At 63.1% G+C, this 16307-nt stretch carries 15 protein-coding genes; 4 read left to right on the top strand and 11 right to left on the bottom strand.

Features of this window, described 5'->3' with window-relative positions; translation table 11 throughout:
• Nucleotides 1–16: 16 nt before the first annotated feature.
• From ccoS to K3146_RS01805, 9 genes are all read right to left on the bottom strand, one after another.
• On the bottom strand, nt 17–169 hold the full coding sequence (gene ccoS, locus K3146_RS01845; protein ID WP_221544504.1) for a cbb3-type cytochrome oxidase assembly protein CcoS: 153 nt from the start codon (nt 167–169) through the stop codon (nt 17–19).
• A complete protein-coding gene (locus K3146_RS01840; RefSeq protein ID WP_425594590.1) occupies nt 166–2289 on the bottom strand; it encodes a heavy metal translocating P-type ATPase in 2124 nt (707 codons plus the stop codon). Before K3146_RS01840 ends, ccoS begins: the two co-directional genes overlap by 4 nt.
• On the bottom strand, nt 2286–2735 hold the full coding sequence (locus K3146_RS01835) for a FixH family protein (RefSeq protein ID WP_345723524.1): 450 nt from the start codon (nt 2733–2735) through the stop codon (nt 2286–2288). Before K3146_RS01835 ends, K3146_RS01840 begins: the two co-directional genes overlap by 4 nt.
• On the bottom strand, nt 2732–4315 hold the full coding sequence (ccoG, locus tag K3146_RS01830) for a cytochrome c oxidase accessory protein CcoG (protein ID WP_221544503.1): 1584 nt from the start codon (nt 4313–4315) through the stop codon (nt 2732–2734). The genes K3146_RS01835 and ccoG overlap by 4 nt, the downstream gene beginning before the upstream one ends.
• Nucleotides 4302–5225, bottom strand: coding sequence for a cytochrome-c oxidase, cbb3-type subunit III (ccoP, locus tag K3146_RS01825; RefSeq protein WP_221544502.1), 924 nt, complete (start codon nt 5223–5225; stop codon nt 4302–4304). The genes ccoG and ccoP overlap by 14 nt, the downstream gene beginning before the upstream one ends.
• Nucleotides 5215–5379 carry a cbb3-type cytochrome c oxidase subunit 3 gene (locus K3146_RS01820; protein ID WP_221544501.1) on the bottom strand — a complete coding sequence of 55 codons (165 nt, stop codon included), beginning with the start codon at nt 5377–5379 and terminating at the stop codon, nt 5215–5217. Before K3146_RS01820 ends, ccoP begins: the two co-directional genes overlap by 11 nt.
• Nucleotides 5376–6140 (bottom strand): cytochrome-c oxidase, cbb3-type subunit II, encoded by a 765-nt coding sequence (ccoO, locus tag K3146_RS01815; protein ID WP_221544500.1) that lies wholly within the window; start codon nt 6138–6140, stop codon nt 5376–5378. The genes K3146_RS01820 and ccoO overlap by 4 nt, the downstream gene beginning before the upstream one ends.
• A gap of 12 nt (nt 6141–6152) precedes the next feature.
• Nucleotides 6153–7826: a cytochrome-c oxidase, cbb3-type subunit I gene (gene ccoN, locus K3146_RS01810; protein ID WP_221544499.1), complete on the bottom strand. Its 1674-nt coding sequence runs from the start codon at nt 7824–7826 to the stop codon at nt 6153–6155.
• Between the two features lie 79 nt (nt 7827–7905).
• Nucleotides 7906–8604, bottom strand: a complete 699-nt coding sequence (locus K3146_RS01805) for a helix-turn-helix domain-containing protein (protein WP_221544498.1) — start codon at nt 8602–8604, stop codon at nt 7906–7908.
• 145 nt (nt 8605–8749) lie between these two features.
• Here K3146_RS01805 and K3146_RS01800 point away from each other — a divergent pair, with 145 nt between their 5' ends.
• Complete coding sequence (locus tag K3146_RS01800) at nt 8750–9418, top strand: OmpW/AlkL family protein (RefSeq protein ID WP_221544497.1); 669 nt, start codon at nt 8750–8752, stop codon at nt 9416–9418.
• A 112-nt stretch (nt 9419–9530) separates the two neighbouring features.
• Here K3146_RS01800 and K3146_RS01795 read toward each other — a convergent pair whose 3' ends face one another.
• Entirely contained in the window at nt 9531–10754 is a 1224-nt protein-coding gene (locus K3146_RS01795) for a M14 family metallopeptidase (RefSeq protein WP_221544496.1), read from the bottom strand.
• An 85-nt stretch (nt 10755–10839) separates the two neighbouring features.
• Between K3146_RS01795 and K3146_RS01790 the strand changes: the two genes are divergently transcribed.
• The 3 genes from K3146_RS01790 to K3146_RS01780 are packed head-to-tail and all read left to right on the top strand — an operon-like array spanning nt 10840 to nt 14850.
• A complete protein-coding gene (locus K3146_RS01790) occupies nt 10840–12255 on the top strand; it encodes an MATE family efflux transporter (RefSeq protein WP_221544495.1) in 1416 nt (471 codons plus the stop codon).
• A 58-nt stretch (nt 12256–12313) separates the two neighbouring features.
• Nucleotides 12314–13699 carry a DUF1800 domain-containing protein gene (locus tag K3146_RS01785; RefSeq protein ID WP_221544494.1) on the top strand — a complete coding sequence of 462 codons (1386 nt, stop codon included), beginning with the start codon at nt 12314–12316 and terminating at the stop codon, nt 13697–13699.
• Nucleotides 13700–13701: 2 nt separating this feature from the next.
• Nucleotides 13702–14850, top strand: coding sequence for a DUF1501 domain-containing protein (locus tag K3146_RS01780; RefSeq protein WP_221544493.1), 1149 nt, complete (start codon nt 13702–13704; stop codon nt 14848–14850).
• On the opposite strand, the gene K3146_RS01775 is transcribed toward K3146_RS01780, so the two are convergent.
• Complete coding sequence (locus K3146_RS01775; RefSeq protein ID WP_221544492.1) at nt 14847–16052, bottom strand: GGDEF domain-containing protein; 1206 nt, start codon at nt 16050–16052, stop codon at nt 14847–14849. The two genes, K3146_RS01780 and K3146_RS01775, sit on opposite strands and share 4 nt — an antisense overlap.
• Nucleotides 16053–16307 lie beyond the last annotated feature (255 nt).

Genomic DNA, 16307 nt, shown 5'->3' with positions numbered 1-16307 from the left:
GAAAGCATCGAGGCACTCACTCGCCATCCTCCTCATCGTCGATCAGGATACGCTGCGCTGCCCCGTCCAGGTCCTCGAACTGCCCCTTGCGCATCGCCCAGAAGAAGGCGGCAAGGCCCAGCAGCCCGAGACCGAGCGCAATGGGGATCAGGAAAGCGAGACCGGTCATCCGGCTGCCCTAGCCAGGCGAAGCGAGTTGCCCACCACGATCAGCGAGCTCAGCGACATTGCTACTGCTGCGATGAGCGGCGTAGCCAAGCCAGCCAGTGCGAGCGGTACTGCAAGCACGTTGTAGATCACCGCCAATGCGAAATTCTGGCGCACGATCTGCATCGTCTTACGGGCCACACGGACCGCGAGTGCTACAGGCATCAGTGCCTTCCCGAGGAAGACCGCATCGGCGGCCTGCTGGCTGACGTCGCTCGCGGTTCCCGGTGCAATCGAGGCATGGGCGGCAGCGAGGGCCGGGCCGTCGTTGATTCCGTCGCCGACCATCAGCGGACGGTGACCAGCGGCCTTGATATCTTCCAGCAGGGAAAGCTTCTCGCCCGGAAGCAGCCCAGCCCTCCATTCGAGGCCGAGCGAATTGGCAACTTCTTCGACCGGCGCCGCGCGATCTCCCGAGAGTACCGAAGCTTGTACACCCAGTTCGGCAAGCGCGCGGATCGCGTCGCCTGCATCGGCCCGGATGGCATCGTGAAATGTAATGTCGACCTGCTCTTCGCCGATTGTCAGCCGTGTAGCGATACCAGCCACGGTGCCTTCGGGGCGGACGAATGCGACGGGCACACCTCCAAAACTGGCAGTAAGCCCTTTGCCGCTCTCCTCGCGCATCTCGGAAACGTCTGTCGGCCGGACACCCTGCGTTTCGAGATGTTTTGCAATCCCCTTGCTCAGCGGATGACGGCTGGTGCGCGCCAGCGCGAGGGCAATCGAAGCCTGCCGGGCGGTAAGGTGATCGAGATCCGGCACCGGCTCGCCCAGCGTCAGCGTGCCGGTCTTGTCGAACAGCGCCACGTCTACTTCTGCCAGCCGTTCCAGCGCACTACCGTCCTTCACTAAGAGCCCGCGCTTTGCCAGCGCGCCGGAGGCGACGACCTGCGCAGCAGGGACCGCAAGGCCCATGGCGCAGGGGCAAGTGATAATCAGCACGGCGATCGCGATGATCAGCGACTGGTGCCAGCCTGCTCCCGCGATCATCCAGCCTGCGAAGGCCAGCAATGCCAGCGTGTGCACGGCGGGGGCATAGAGGCGCGATGCGCGATCGGCGATCCGGACATACTGGCTGCGCGATTGCCCCGCCTCGTCCATCATCCGGGCAATCCGGGCCAGCGCAGTATCCGAACTCGCTGCCGTCACCCGCACGCGAACGGGGTTGCCGAGATTCACCGCTCCTGCATGGACCAGATCACCCGTAGCGACAGGTTGCGGGGCGCTTTCGCCGGTGAGCATGGAGTTGTCGAGCGCGGTGTCGCCCTCCTCTATCGTCCCGTCCGCGGCGAGCGCATCGCCCGCCGCCACCAGCATGAGCATGCCTGGTTCGAGATCTTCTGCAGCGACAGTCCGGCTACCCCCGCATTCATCAAGCACCCTCGCGCTCTTGCCCATGCGCGACAGCAGCGCCCCGATACCCTCGCGCGTCTTGTTGCGCATGGTCGCGTCGAGTGCGCGTCCGGCCAGCAGGAAGAACAGCAGCATCACGGCGCTGTCGAAATAGGCGTGCGGGCCGCCGATGATGGTTTCGTGGACGCTGAGCGCAGTCGCCAGCAGGACACCGATCGAGATCGGTACATCCATATTCGTGCGCCTGTGCCGAAGCGCCATCGCTGCGCTGGAGAAGAAGGGACGCCCGCTATAGGCGATCACCGGTAGTGCGATCAGCGCCGAAAGCCAGTGAAACAGCTCGCGCGTTACCCCGCCCGCACCCGACCAGACGCTGACCGAAAGCAGCATGATGTTCATCATGCCGAAGCCCGCTACGGCCAAGGCGCGCAGGAGTGCTTTCTGCTCGCGGTCATCGGTCGCAAGTGGATTGTCGGCGACCGGCTGCGCCTCGAAACCGATCTGCGCGATGGCGTCGATCAGGTCCTGTTCCCCCAGCGTCTCGCCGTGACGTACAGCGACGCGCTTGGCCGAGAAATTGACCCGTGCCGCCTCGACTCCGTCGACCTGCTCTAGGCCGCGCTCGATCTTCGCGATGCATCCGGCACAACGCATGCCCGGAACCGTGAAACGGCTGTCCTGCATCCTCGCGCCATCAAGGGCATCGTGAGAGAGCGGAGCGTTCAACGGACTTCGGCTTCGTCCACCCAGCGACGCCCGCCCGTTTCGACCGTGAGCCGGGCGATCCACCGTCCGGAAGGAAGCGGTTCTGTCGAAACATAGCGGCCTTCTGCAACCTGCTCGAACAGGGCCGAGCGGTCCTCGGGTTTGCCAAGCGGTCTGCGCAGTTCTGCAGAAAGCATGGCCGTGTCGGGCACGCCTCGTGTCTCTACAACCAGCCTGCCGTCTGCGTCCCTTGTAAGGTCCGCCGAATAGCCGAGCTTCTCGGTCTCGCGCGCTTCGGCGAGCCAGCCGTTGAATTTCTGGCTGGCGACATAGGAGTTCTCGACCACCACGCCCCCGAAACCGCCAATGGCAACCGAAGCCATGTAGAAATTGACCGCGATCACGATGCCGAATCCGGCGACGAGGATCATGGTCATGTGCTTGCCGGTGAATTCACGCTGCATCATTCGTCCTCCGGTGCATCGAAGCGGGTTTCCACGACGTCGGTCTCGCGCTGCTCATCGAGCGAAGTGACGCGGAAAGTGAATTGCTGCGAGGTACCGCCGGCCGGGACCGCGACATAGGCGCGCACCTGCCGCACGAGGTCTGCCGGAACGGTCACGGTCTGGGCCGCCGCCGCATTGTCCCGGCCGATCGTATCGGTCCACATGATGGCGCCGGGCAGGCCCTCCACCGCGATTTCCATTTCGCGCGGCCGGCTTTCCATGTTGCGCAGCTTGAGAGTGTAGGAATTGCGCACAGAGCCATCCGACAGGAGCATGAAGGGTGGATTGCGATCGGGCGCCACGGTCAGCTCCGTATGGCTGCGCGTACCGAGGGCGAAGAGCAAAGCCCCACCGATACCGGCCCAAATCATGAAATAGGCGATTGTGCGCGGATGCAGGAGCGTGCGCCAGGGAGCCTTGGGTTCGCCACCCGCAGCCTCCCGCTCGCAATCCTCCAGCGTGGCGTAGTCGATCAGCCCGCGCGGGCGGCCGATATCCGCCATCACGCGGTCGCAGGCATCGATGCACAATGCACAGGTGATGCACCCGATCTGCGGCCCTTCGCGAATGTCTATCCCTGTCGGGCAGACCTGAACGCACTGCATGCAATCGATGCAGTCACCGAATTGGTCGGGGTCCTTCTTGGACTTCTTGAGGCTTCCACGAGGTTCGCCGCGCCAGTCCTTGTAGGTCACCAGGAGGGACTTCTCGTCCATCAGCGCGGTCTGGATGCGCGGCCAGGGGCACATGTAGATGCATACCTGCTCGCGCATGAAGCCGCCCAGCGTCACCGTGGTAAGCGTGAGGATCGCGACGGTGATATAGGCGACGGGCGCGGCCTCGCCGGCGAAGAAATCGCGGAACAGGGACGGAGCATCCGCAAAATAGAGGATCCACGCACCGCCCGTGACAAAACCGATGACCGCGTAGATCGACCATTTGAGGCCGCGCCGGGTCACCTTGCCCCATGTCCAGGGCGCTGCATCAAGGCGCATGCGCGCGTTCCGGTCCCCATCCACGAAGCGATCGACGTGCTGGAATAGGTCCGTCCAGACAGTCTGCGGACAGGCATAGCCACACCAGGCGCGGCCAACCGCGCTGGTGACGAGGAACAGGCCGATGCCGGCCATGATCAGCAGTCCGGCAACGAAATAGAACTCGTGCGGCCAGATCTCGATGCTGAACATGTAGAAGCGCCGATTGGCCAGATCCACGAGCACTGCCTGGTCGGGCGAGTAGGGACCGCGATCCCAGCGCAGCCAGGGGGTGATGTAGTAGATGCCGAGCGTGACAACCATCACCAGCCACTTGAAGCGCCGGAAGGGCCCATCGATGCGCTTGTTGTGAACTGCCTTGCGCGGTTCGTAGAGCTTTTCCGGCAAAGACTGGCGCGGCGGCTCGTGCGGTTCGTGTCGGCGGGTCGCCGCCTCGGCATCGGCGACCGCGCTCGACACGGGTTCGTTGGACTTGGCTATTCCGTCCTCGACGACGACCGACCAGTCGCGCTCGCCGTCTTTTCTTGGATCGTCAGGGTTGCTCATCGACCTCTACCTCGGGATCCTCGGCAACTTCCACGAAGTTCTCCCCTCCCCCGAGCGAATGGACATAGGCAGCCAGCATCTTGATCGTCACCGGATCGAGACGACCCTCCCACTTGGGCATCATGCCCATGCGCGGATTGAGGATTTGCTGCTTGATCTGGTCACGGCTGCTCCCGCGCAGCCAGATCGCGTCATTGAGAGTCGGCGCACCCTGCGCGCGGTCGCCTTCGCCACGCACACCGTGGCAGGCGGCGCAGTTGTCGGCATAGATCTGGGCGCCCACTGCATTCGCGTCGGCCTTGCCGCTCAAGGAGAGGACGTGATCGGTCAGTGCGTCGAGCTGCGCGCTGTCGAAGGCCCCTGCGAAGGGCGGCATGACGCTGCTGCGCGTCTCGTCGTCGCCTGCTTCGCGAATGCCATGGACCAGCGTGTACTCGATTGCCTTTAGGTCGCCTCCCCAAAGCCAGTCGTCGTCATTGAGGTTGGGATAGCCCAGTTCCTGACTGCCCGCCGCGCCCGAGCCGTGACACTGCACGCAGTTGACGCGGAAGGCGGCAGCGCCGCCGGCAACGGCCTGCTGCATCAGGTCGCTGTTCTCGGGCAGTCGCTCGAGCGGGATGCGGGCCAGCTGTTCGCGCACCGTGGCACGGGCCTGGTCGGCTGCGCTCATCTCTTCGGACAGCTGTCCTCGGCTCGACCAGCCGAGCATGCCCGCGGTTGCACGGTCGATCATCGGCCAGGCGGGATAGGCGATTACATATCCAATCGAGAAAATGATCGTGAGATAGAACGTCCACAGCCACCAGCGCGGCAGCGGCGTGTCCAGTTCCTCGATCCCGTCCCACTCGTGGCCGACGGTTTCGGTGCCGGTCGGCTGGTCGATCCGTTTGCCAGGGCCCTCATTCGCCATCGTCTTGTCCTTCGAAGATCAGATTTGCAGCTTCCTCGTTGCGCTTCTTCGCACCCGGGCGGAACGGCCAGGCGCACAGGCCCACGAACAGCACCAGCATCACGATCAGCGCATAGCTGTCGGCGAAGTGGCGAAGGGTCTCGTAAAGGCTCATCGACCCTTCTCCTCTGCCAGTTCCTCGAGCGGGGCGGCGCTTTCGAAATCGACCAGCGTGCCGAGCATCTGGAGATAGGCGATCAGGGCGTCCATCTCGGTCAACCGGTCGGGGTTGCCGTCGAAATCGCGAATTTGCGCCTTGGGATAGCGCTCGGCCAGATTGCCCGGATCGAGGTCGGGATCGGCCTGCGCGAGCATGTCGGCCTCAGCCTTCTCAAGATCCTCTTCCGTATAGGGCACGCCGACCCGCATCAGCGCAGTCATCGTGGCTTTGGGATCACCAATGTGGAGATCGGTGTTTTTGAGGAAGCCATATTGCGGCATCACGCTCTCGGGGACGACGCTCTGCGGGTCTTCGAGATGCTGGACGTGCCATTCGTCCGAATAGCGCCCGCCCACGCGAGCAAGGTCCGGTCCGGTGCGCTTGGAGCCCCACTGGAAAGGATGGTCGTACATGCTCTCGGCTGCGAGGCTGTAGTGGCCGTAGCGTTCCACCTCGTCGCGGAAGGGGCGTACCATCTGGCTGTGACAGACGTAGCAGCCTTCACGAATGTAGATGTCGCGCCCGGCCTGTTCCAGCGGGGTGTAGGGGCGCACCCCCTCGACCTTCTCGATCGTGTTCTCGAGATAGAACAGCGGCGTGATCTGGACGAGGCCACCGATGGCCACGGTCACGAACGTGGCGATGGCAAGCAGCGTGATGTTGCGTTCGAGCCGCTTGTGGCCCTTGACGGTTTCGTCGACGACGGGATCGGTCATGGTCGCGGGATCCTATTCGGCCGGAATGGCGGTGGGTTGGTTGACGATCGGACGGTCCGCCTCGGGATCGTAGGCAGCATCGCGCATCGGCGTTTCCTCGCGTTGCTTGCCCGCCAGCGTCATCCAGATGTTGTAGGACATGATGATCGCCCCTCCGAGGTACATCAGTCCGCCCACGGCGCGCAGGACATACATCGGGAACATCGCGGAAACGCTGTCGGCGAAAGACCAGACGAGGTACCCGTCGGGACCGTATTCGCGCCACATTAGGCCCTGCATGATGCCGGCAACCCACATGCTGGCGGCGTAGAAAACGATGCCGATCGTCGCGAGCCAGAAGTGCCAGTTGATCATGCGCAGCGAATACATCCGCTCGCGCTTCCAAAGGCGCGGCACGAGGAAATAGACGCAGGCGAAGGTGATCAGCCCGTTCCAGCCGAGCGCGCCGGAATGCACATGCCCGATGGTCCAGTCGGTATAGTGCGAGAGCGAATTGACGCTCTTGATAGACAGCATTGGCCCTTCGAAAGTGCTCATGCCGTAGAAGGCGAGAGCCATTACCATCATGCGGATAATCGGGTCGGTGCGGACCTTGTCCCAGGCGCCGTTGAGCGTCATCAAGCCGTTGATCATCCCGCCCCAGCTCGGCATCCACAGCATGATCGAGAAGACCATGCCGAGCGTCTGCGCCCAGTCGGGCAGCGCGGTATAATGAAGGTGGTGCGGACCTGCCCAGATGTAGAGGAAGATCAGCGACCAGAAGTGGATGATCGACAGGCGGTAGGAATAGACCGGACGTTCGGCCTGCTTCGGGACGAAGTAATACATCATCGCGAGGAAGCCGGCGGTCAGGAAGAAGCCCACCGCGTTATGGCCGTACCACCACTGCGTCAGCGCATCCTGCACGCCCGCGAAGGCCGAATAGCTCTTGGCGCCCAGCAGGCTCACCGGCATCGCCAGATTGTTGACGATGTGCAGCATCGCGACGGTCACGATGAAAGCGAGATAGAACCAGTTCGCCACGTAAATGTGCGGCTCGCGGCGCTTCGCCAGCGTGCCGACGAAGACGATGAAATAGGCGACCCAGACGATCGTCAGCCACAGGTCGACATACCATTCGGGCTCGGCATATTCCTTCGACTGGGTAACACCCAGGAGATAGCCGGTCGCCGCCAGCACGATGAAGAGCTGGTAGCCCCAGAACACGAAGCGCGCGAGGCCGGGGAAGGCCAATTGCGTGCGGCACGTGCGTTGCACGACATAGAAGCTGGTGGCGAGCAGTGCGTTGCCGCCGAAGGCGAAAATCACCGCACTGGTATGCAGCGGACGCACTCGCCCGAAGTTGAGGTAAGGCTCGATATTCAGCTGCGGAAAGGCGAGCTGGGCAGCGATGAAGACACCGGCCAGAAGCCCCGCCAGGCCCCAGAACATGGTCGCGATAACGCCCCAGCGAATGACATCGTCGTCGTAACGCGAGGGTGTATCCGGCATCTTGAAGAAGCCTTGAGCCCGACCGACGGGATCGAAGCGCGAGGCGCTCAACCAGATCATCACGAAGCCCAGGATCGCGATCAGCCATGCGTGCGCCGCAAAGCCGCTATCGGCTGCGCCCAGCGCCGCCGCAACGGCCGCAAGCATGACAAGGAACCACAGGCCCACCCGGCCCAGCGCTGCTTCCGCGTGCATAGAATTCTCCGTCCTTTTGCCGGTGACTAGGCGGCTGGCCCGCGAAGGGCATTGATCCAGATCAAATTCGAAAAAGAAATCATGCGGCATCGCGCATGAAGCCGGCTCGATCGCGAAGATGTGCCGGTTTGCGAAGAACCACGCCCGACCTGCCCGTCGTCGCGATCACTCCGTCGTCCTTCAGCTTGGTGAATTGCCTGCTGACCGTTTCGATCGTGAGGCCGAGGCTCTCCGATATGTCACGGCGAGACATGGGCAGGTCGAGCGATATCCGGCCGTCCTGTTCGACACCGATCCGCTCCGCCATGCCGAGCAGGAAGACGGCGATCCGCTCGCCAGCGGTCTTGCGGCCCAGCGCAACCGTCTTCTCCCGGCAGCGGCGTAGCGAGAGTGTGGTATTGTCAAGCAAGTGGCGCAGCACCTTTGTGTCGTTCGATGCCAGGGACAGGAATTCCTCGCTCGGAAATGACAGGACATCGCAGTCCTTCAGGGCGCTGACCGAGTAGGAGTAGTTATCGGCTTCGGGGACAGCGAACACGTCTCCCGCGAAATGGAATGCCACGATCTGGTCGCGCGATTCAGAGGCATGCGCGACCAGCTTCGTTGCTCCGCGCGCCAGGAATACGAATTGCGATCCGCCGTGCTGGAAATCGAGCGATTGCTCTTTCGTCAGCTGGCTGGAGCGCGCGAGCGACTGGAACTCTGCCAATTCACAGGCGGGAAGCCTCGGCGGCAGGACCCGGCTGGCAAACAGTTCGAAGGCGGGGACGCATTTCATCATGCAATCCCTGTCCGACAATCGGCCTGCCAGTTCCTTGATCCAGATCAATGCGCGGAAATTTGCGGGCCCCTACCTCACCGCCATGCGCAGCAAGAACCCTGGGCCGCGAGGTGCGGCCACTGCAGCGCCAGAGGACAAGGAAATGAAAAATCTGCTCGTGGCTTCACTCGGCGGTCTGGCAATGCTTGCCGCGCCTGCCCAGGCGCAGGACGACGAGGGCAAGCTGCAGATCAAGGTGCTCGGAACCTATGTCGCTCCGGACGGCAAGATCACCGAATTCACGACCGACAATGTCGGCCTGCCTGCCGGCACGCAAACAGAAGCGAACGACAATGTCGTGCCCACGCTGGCGATCGAATACTTCGTCAGCCCCAATTTCTCGATCGAAACGATCTGCTGCCTGACGCAACATGATGTCGATGCAGTATCGGGCCTGACCGGCGCGGAACTGGTGTCTGACGGCAAGGTCATTCCCGCGACCTTTACCGCCAAGTATCATTTCGATGCGGGCGCGGTGAAACCCTATATCGGCGCAGGTGCGACCTATTTCTGGTGGGTCGATGTCGAACCGGGCGCGGACACCATCCCGCTCGGCGTCACCCGCACGACGTTGTCGGACGAATTCGGCTTCGTATTACAGGCAGGCACCGACATCAGCCTCGGCGAGAACGGTTTCGGACTGACCCTCGATGCCAAGCGCTATTTCGTCGACACGACCGCGCGTTGGTACGCAGGGGAAACCCTAGCGATCGAAACCGAGCACAAGCTCGATCCATGGGTCATCAGCGCGGGCGTGGCTTTCCGTTTCTGATCGGCTGGTCGCACCGAACCTCCCATATCGGTGCGCAATCCGGAGGCCCCCGGCGATCTCCCTCGCCGGGGGCTTTTGCGATGCAGTCCCCACCGAAAGGGGAGTGGTTGCTTCAGCTTGCGGGAGTTTCCAGGAGCGTCTTCATCATCGCCCTTGCCGCCGCTGTGCCCAGTCGTCGGACAAGCGCCCGGTCGGTCTCGTCGCCCAGTTCGAAGGTCGCCGTGGGCACTCCGTACTCTTCGTAGATCCAGTTCTTCGCTACCCCGCGTCCTGCGCTGTAGCCGGGTCTCTCGGCCACTTCGTAGCCCGGAAGCATGGCCTGGTATTCGGCCAGCCAGGCATCGGTAAAGCCGACCGGATCGGTTTCGAGGTCTTTCGAGAGCGTGTAGACCACATCGTTCTGGGTCGAGTGGAAGTCGAGGAACAGCATGAACTTGCGCGCAGGGTCGGCGTGTATCCCCGCGATCAGGTCGCCCATGAGGCGCGTTTCCGGCTGCGTGAACCTACCCCAGTCGCGGTTTAGGTCGACGCCGCCAGTCGCATGCCGCCAGTAACCGCGCTCGACGCCATCGGGGTTCAATAGTGGCACCACGACCGTCTGGAACCGCGCGCGATAGGCCCGCGCGAGCTCGTCATCCGCCAACAGCGCCTCGACGAACGGGAACATGGCCAAGGCCCCGGTGACCTCTGGCGGATGCTGTCGCCCCACGAGGACAACCGTTTCGCGCGCGGGCGCCAAAGTGTTCCCGATGTTCAGCATCGGAATCTCGCGCCCTTCTGCGGATTTTCCGAGGAGGCTTCGTTTCACGTCCGGATGCGGCTCAACGCTGTCCAGCCAGGCCTCGTAGGTCGAGGAAACCACGATCTCCTGCGCCGCGATGAAGAAGGGGCGCCCGTCGCTGTCGAGGTTCAATCGAGCCATCCGGCTCTCGCCCACCTCCGCGACAACCACCTGGTCGGGTTCGAGATATGTCCAGACAACACCGTCGTGACTGATCTTGGGCCAGTACCGGTGACCACATGCCGTATAGGACAGCGATATGTCGACTTCGACCGGAGCGGCGGGGGTCACCCGGAAGGCATACCAGGGACTGCAGTTGATGGGTGGTTCGTCCTCGGGCGCGAGGGTTATGGCTATGGCTCCTCCCTCTCCGATCACGCAGGATTGGAGCGCGCCCGCAGCAAAATCCGTATCGACCGCGATATCGCTGCTGGCGCAGCGTGCCTTGTCCGCAACGCTCGCCGGTATCGCGGTTGCCTCGATTCCAGCTCTGGGTGCAGCGCAACTCCCGAGCAGCAAAGCTGCGACAATCGAACCAAGAAGAAGGCCCCGCATCCCAATCATCTCCACGTGCCGGTTCCAGGCGGACGTTCGATATGAAGCCTTCGCCGGTTCCGCAAAGCTGTCTGGCCGAAATGCTGTGACCTGCCAAGGATTCCCGCTAGGCGGGGGAATCGCGATCGATCGAAGGCAACATCCCAGGGAGAAATACCAACTGACTGTTACGTCCTCCAATCCCGCGGGACCACTCGACACGCGCGCGATCTGGGTGATTGCCCTGCCCGCTATGGTGACCAATGTCGCCACAGCGCTGATCGGGATCGGCGACATGTGGATTGTCGGGCAACTCGGGGATGCACCAACGCAGGGCGCAGTCGATATCGGCGCCCGCCTCTTCGCCGTACTGTTCACTGTCATGAACTTCCTCAAGACCGGCACGACCGGGCTCGTGGCTCAGGCGGGTACGCGCTCGGGTCTGCCCGAACAGGCCGCGGTCCTCCTGCGCGGCCTGCTGGTCGGTCTCGCCATTGCTGCGCTGTTACTGCTCGCAAAGCCGGTCCTCTTGCCGCTATTTCTCGATGCTCTGGGCGCCAGCGGGGAGGTTCGCGAAGCGGCGCGCATTTATGCCGATATCCGCTACTGGAGCGCGCCTGCAGTGATGGCCAATTTCGCGGCCATCGGTTTCCTTGTCGGCCAGCGCAGGATGAAGACCGTGCTGCTGGTCGAAGTGGCCTATAACTTGCTCAACGTCGGGCTGGGCCTTTGGTTCGTCCTCGGCCTCGACTGGGGCATTGCGGGCATCGGCTGGTCGAGCTTCATCGCGGAATTCGCAAAGCTCACGGCACTTTCGGTCATCCTGCTGGCCGGAGCCGGCGGGAGGGCACTGCTCGAGCGCACCAGAACCGGCGGTATCGCGCGTATCCGCGACCTCAAGCCCTTCCTTTCAGTCAACCGTGACCTCTTCCTTCGCACGGTGGTCCTGATGGTCGCACTGGCCGCCCTTACCCGCTTGTCTGCCGAACGCGGCGCCGTGGTGCTGGCCGCAAACGGGATTATCTACCAGCTCTTCGTATTCACCGCCTTGCTTCTCGACGGTTTCGAGAATGCTGCCCAGGTGCTCAATGGCGAGCGCAAGGGGGCAAAGGACCGCCCAGGCTTCACGGCCTATGTCCGCGCAATCCTGTGGCGAGGCATGGCCGCAGCAGTAATTGTCGCCGTTGCTTTCGCGCTTTTTGCCGATCCCATCCTTGCCAGCTTTGCAGCCACCGATGAGGTCCGTGTCGCAGCGCAGGAACTAGCCCCCTGGCTGGTGGCGATCCCCTTTGCCGGTCTCGCAGGGTTCGTGCTCGACGGCGTCTATGTCGGCGCAAGCTGGACCGGGAGGTTGCTGTGGACGATGATGGGGGCGGCGCTGGTCTACGCGATCGCACTCTATCTCACCTGGCCTCTCGGCAGCCACGGCCTGTGGCTGTCCTTCTGCCTCTTCCTCGTGGTGCGCGCGATCCTGCAGGTCGCGTTCATGCCCGGGCTGCTAAGGCGTGACTTCGCCACCTGAGAAAAAGCGCGACAATCCGATACTTGCGCCGCGCCCAACAAGGGTCGAACGTGCAGATATGACGCCAACAGCCATCGCCCTGAACAGGTTCGGGCTCGGCTATCGCCGGGGTGATGACCTGCCGCTTGACCCGCGTGCAGACCTCAAGGCGCAAGTAGCGGCATTCGACCCCGCTCCCCCTGAACTCGGTAACCGGGCACTTGATGGCGAAGAGCTTAGGCGAACGGTCGAGGATATCTTTGCCTATCGTGACATGCGGCGCAGCACGTCCGACACCGAGGAGCGCGAGGAAATGCAGCGCTTGCGCGCTCGATCCAACCGGGAAACCTACGCAGGCGACGTGGCGCGGCGTGCGCGCGTCGCGATCGAAAGCAACACGCCCTTCATGGAGCGGATGGTCCATTTCTGGGCAAACCACTTCGCGGTTTCGACCGACAAGACCCATCTCCCCCTGCTCGCCGGTCCCTTCGAATTTGCCGCCATCCGCCTGCATGTTGGCGGGTTCTTCGCCGACCTGCTGCGTGCGGCCGCTCTACACCCGGCAATGCTTGCCTATCTCGACCAGTCGCGCTCGCAGGGCCCCGATAGCAAGGCGGCAAGAAACCGGCGGAGGCGCGGTCGTCCCGAACGGGGACTCAACGAAAACCTGGGCCGCGAGATTCTCGAGCTTCACACATTGGGAGTCGATGGCGGCTATGCGCAGGAGGACGTGATCGAACTGGCCAAGGCGCTCACCGGCTGGACTGTGCCGGGCATGCCCTTCACCGATCCGTCCGAACCGCAGCCCAACGGGGCGAATTTCTACGCCTTCATCCACCAACCCGGTGTCCGCCGTGTGATGGGCCGCAACTATCCCGATACGGGCGCCCGACAGGCACTCGCTATCCTCGACGATCTTGCCGCCCATCCATCGACCGCCCGCTTCATCGCTACGAAGTTGGCGCGCCACTTTGCCGGCGATGCCCCACCCTCGACACTCGTCGATCGTCTTGCAGACGCTTTTCTCGGCAGTGGAGGGCATCTGCCCACCGTCTACGAAGCGCTGATCGACGCACCGGAAGCCTGGCAATCCGGGCCTGTGCGTTATCGCCAGCCCTGGGAATGGGCGGTGGCCGTGTTGCGCGCCAGCGAGCAGTCGCAGCTTCCCGAGCGCAGGTTCGCTATGATGATGCGCGACCTTGGCCAGCAAGTATGGGCCCCCGGCTCGCCGGCCGGATGGGACGATCGCGATGCCAGCTGGACCGGGTCGACAGCGCTCTTGCGCCGAGTGGAGGCGGCCGAGCGGATCGCCGCGAGCGCAAAGCTCGATGACACGCGCGCGCTTGCCGAGGCGTTGTTCCCCGGATCGCTCTCGCGGACCACCCGTCAGACCATCGACTGGGCCGAAAGCAATGAAATGGCTTTCGCCTTGCTGATGGTCTCACCCGAAATGCTGAGGAGATAGGGATGCCGACACGCCGGAAAATCCTTGCAGGCGGGGCGATGGGACTTGCGATGGCCGCGACGGGTCCGCGGCTGGCCTGGGCGCAGGCAGAGAGCGACAAGCGCCTGCTGCTCCTGGTCCAGCGCGGCGCGGCCGACGGGCTCTCCCTGGCTGCCCCGCTGGGCGATCCCGGTCTTGCTACCCACCGGGCACAGTGGATCGACGACTACGACGCGGCACCGCGCCTCGACAGCATGTTCGCGCTCCACCCCGCCTTGGCGGATACGGGTCGCCTCTATGCCGATGGAGACGCGCTGGTCGTCCACGCCGTGGCGACGAGCTATCGCGAACGGTCGCATTTCGATGCCCAGAATCTTCTGGAAAGCGGCGGCAGAAAGCCATTCGAGCGAAAAGACGGATTCCTCAATCGGCTGCTCGGGCTGGTGGGTTCGAGCGCTCCACCCGCCATTGCGCTCGCTTCGGCGATGCCGCTAGCGCTGCGCGGTGACCAGCCCGCATCTACCTACGCGCCCGGTAATCTTCCCGAAGCCAGCGAGGCGCTGCTCGAACGGATACCGGGTCTTTACGCCGGTGATCCGCAACTGGCGCGGATGTGGGAGCAGGCCCAGGAAGCCAACGCCCTGCGCGATGCATCGGATATTCGCAATCTCGGCCAGGCCAGGGAGGCTGGGCAACTGGCCGGACGTATGCTGGCCGATCCGGCTGGCGCGCGCGTAGTTATGCTCGACCTGCCCGGCTGGGACAGCCACGCCGGCCAGGTGCGGATGCTTGGCAACCGGTACAAGGGACTCGACACGCTGGTCTCCGCATTCCGCAGCGAAATCGGCGAGGTCTGGGATGACACGCTGGTCGTCGTCGTCACCGAGTTCGGACGGACGGTCGCCATCAACGGGACGAACGGCACCGACCACGGAACGGGTGGGGCAGCGCTCCTACTGGGCGGCGCAGTCAGGGGAGGCAGAGTGGTGTCGGACTGGCCCGGACTTGCGCCATCGCAGCTTTACGAGGGCCGCGACCTGATGCCGACGATGGCGCTCGAAGCCGTTCTCGCAGGCGCTTTGTCGGATCATTTCGCACTCGATGCCGAGCGGACGCTGCGTGAATTGTTCCCCGGGCGGGCCGCGCAACCGGTCGGCGGTTTGATCGGCTAGGCGGACGCCGCCTCTGTCTTTTCCTTGTCCGTGAGGAGCTGCGCGATCGTGCTTTCATCCCGGCTGCCGCGAACGGTGCGATTGCGGCCTTCCTGTTTCGCTGTGTAAAGCGCCGCATCCGCCCTCGCGAAGACCTTGCCGTATCCCTCGCCTTCGCGGCGTCCGGCAACGCCGAAGGAAGCGGTCAGACGGTGATCGCCCGGCATGCCGTCGACCTTGACTTCGGCAAAGCCCATGCGGATCCGTTCCGCCATGGCAACGGCGGCATCGCCCCCGCAATTCCAGGCCAGGACACAGAATTCCTCGCCTCCGATACGGCCGGCGATGTCGTTGTCCCGGACAGTGTTCTCGATCACCTTACCGAATGCCGCGATGGCGCGGTCGCCGACCTGGTGGCCCCAGACATCGTTGACCGCCTTGAAGTGGTCGATATCGGCAACAACGAGCGAAACCGGAACACCTTCGACCTTGGCCTGTTCGATCCGCGCAAGCACGTCCTGCTCGAAACCGCGCCGGGTGCGCAGGCCGGTGAGGAGGTCGAGTTCCGCCTTTTCGCGCACGGCTCGGATCTGGTCGTAAATGCAGGCCCCGATAAGGATGACCGCCCCCAGCAGCGACAACAGGGTGAGCGAGAAATTGAGCACCGAGTAGTAGATAGAATCGCGATAGGCATTGGCCAGGATGCTGTTCTCGACCATCAGGGTCATCGAGGGGCGGACGAAAAACTGCGCGGCCATCACCGCCTGGAAGGCGATGATCAGCTTGTCGATCGCCTCTCGCCGGGGTGCGCCGAGGAGGATCATCATGCACACCAGCTTGATCGCGCCATACGCAATATTGACGATGATCAGGCGCGTGCCGATTTCCGCCGACATGACGATCGCAAAGCCCAGCGTGAAAGCCGCAAGGAGGTAGATCGTCAGGAAAATGCCAAGGTGTGCGGGCTGGTCGACGCGCCTCGCGAGGCCCCAAGTGCCGACCACAAGGCTCAGCGTGTAGAAGAACTGGGTCGCGTGCCAGGTCCATGAAGCGGCCGTATCGGCGACATGGGTGATCATGAATCCGATCGCGAACAAGATGTACGACGCCGCAAAAGCGAGGACGTAGCTCCCCATCTTCCCCCGGTGCCACATCACCAGGAAAACGAAGAAGAATACGATCGCCATGGTCGGCGTTATGAATCCGAGTATTTGCTCGCGCATGCGACTGCCCTTCGACCCTCGCCGTCTTCCCTAGAGAGAAAGCCTTAACGCGCCGTATAGATTTGGCGCGTTCTTACAAGGGATGGCGGAGGCAAACCTGCAAGTTTTCGAGAGAAAATTCGTATGATTTCCAAATACTAGTTTAACAATTCACACGATCCCGGCGTGTTTTGACTTGTGGCTACTCTCCCGAATTGAAGCTCACTGACTTCCGCCCATGCCTGGGGAGGAGAATTGCAACGCGTCTCCCCGCTT

It is taken from the genome of Qipengyuania vesicularis, assembly GCF_019711415.1.
Lineage (GTDB): Bacteria > Pseudomonadota > Alphaproteobacteria > Sphingomonadales > Sphingomonadaceae > Qipengyuania > Qipengyuania vesicularis.
Note: the sequence above shows the minus strand (reverse complement) of the source record. Positions and strands in the feature narration are given on the sequence as shown.